This window comes from Liquorilactobacillus oeni DSM 19972, from assembly GCF_001436275.1.
Classification (GTDB): domain Bacteria; phylum Bacillota; class Bacilli; order Lactobacillales; family Lactobacillaceae; genus Liquorilactobacillus; species Liquorilactobacillus oeni.
In genome coordinates this window covers 1-1,090 of record NZ_AZEH01000032.1, presented here as the reverse complement: position 1 = coordinate 1,090, position 1,090 = coordinate 1, and the positions used below count along the sequence as shown (strand labels likewise).

The window sequence follows — 1,090 nt, the reverse complement described above, 5'->3', positions numbered from 1 at the left end:
CAAGTAATATTTTGATTTATCCAAGGAAAATGGCTCAAATTATTCTTAATTATTTGCCCTTTTTCTCTTATATAAACAGAAGTAAATTTTTCACTGTTATCATAGATCATTACCTTATCGACTTTAAAAGCCACTTCTGGCAAGTTATGATTCGATTGTCGATAACGTTTTTTGATAGTCTCTGTTGGTACACCATGTCCACCCTTTTGTACCCGTTCTTTTACTCTCTTGATAGCTAAATTTTCATCTCGCAAGGCAACATACAATAAAGTCACTTCAAACCCATTTTCGTGAGCTTTGTCAATCAAATTTAGTTGAGCTTTACCTCTGCCTGCAAGTGTCGTTTCTACGTGAATACTTTGGCGGTTATCTAAGGCATAGTGTAGTTGCTTTATTTCCTCTCGCATGGCTTTTAAGTTGTCACTGTCTTTATGCCAGTCGCCACCCATTTGTCTTAAAATTTCATCAGCGTTAATCCGTTTTGTTTTATCAAACAATATGGGTAACGTATCGTAAAGAGTACTCTTTCCTGCTCCGTTAATACCGGCAACAATAATATATTGGGGTTTGTTTATCAACGGATAAAGTCCTTTCGCTTAATAACCTCATTTTGCCTTTTATCTAAAAGGTAGGTATATAAAGCGTCATATACTTTGCGCTTTTCTGGATCTGGATCATGTAATGACTTATCGAGTAAATCTTTTAAATCCGTTTCTTTTGCGGTTTCTAAAAAGTCATTAATTGTGATTGTATCTTTCATGTTAATCACGCTCCCTAGTTATTAATTTATTTAATCTGATAAACCATCAGTCCTGTTTCGGATCATTGAGCCAATCAGCAATTTCTTTAGTGTCTTTGAATTCTGTTACTGGTATATCTTTGGTAGCCTTTAAAAAGCCTAAATTAGCTTTTTCTACTTCACTTAAAGCTAGTTTAAACGGTAATGCTCCGTCTGCCACAATCCGCTTGTAAAACATGTTAATCGCTGTTGTTTGGTTTAGACCTAACTCACTTAAAACAGCTTCGGTCTTATTGGCCAAGTCTTTGTCAATCTGGACTTGTACCCGTTTCTTTTCCTTAACTGCCATGA

General features: G+C 35.5%; 3 protein-coding genes. All 3 read right to left on the bottom strand.

All coding sequences use genetic code 11. From position 1 onward, the window contains the following. Positions 1 to 578: ATPase (locus FD46_RS03970; protein WP_057895899.1), on the bottom strand; the 578-nt coding region annotated here is incomplete at its 3' end. After that, positions 575 to 760, bottom strand: coding sequence for a hypothetical protein (locus FD46_RS03965; protein WP_057895898.1), 186 nt, complete (start codon positions 758 to 760; stop codon positions 575 to 577). The genes FD46_RS03970 and FD46_RS03965, both read right to left, overlap by 4 nt. Positions 761 to 806: 46 nt before the next feature. Continuing rightward, complete coding sequence (locus FD46_RS03960) at positions 807 to 1,088, bottom strand: type II toxin-antitoxin system RelB/DinJ family antitoxin (RefSeq protein WP_056992247.1); 282 nt, start codon at positions 1,086 to 1,088, stop codon at positions 807 to 809. Positions 1,089 to 1,090: the final 2 nt, after the last annotated feature.

Coding starts and splice junctions, on each gene's coding strand:
- FD46_RS03965 (WP_057895898.1), bottom strand. CDS start 760: ATGAAAGATACAATCACAATTAATGACTTTTTAGAAACCGCAAAAGAA.
- FD46_RS03960 (WP_056992247.1), bottom strand. CDS start 1,088: ATGGCAGTTAAGGAAAAGAAACGGGTACAAGTCCAGATTGACAAAGAC.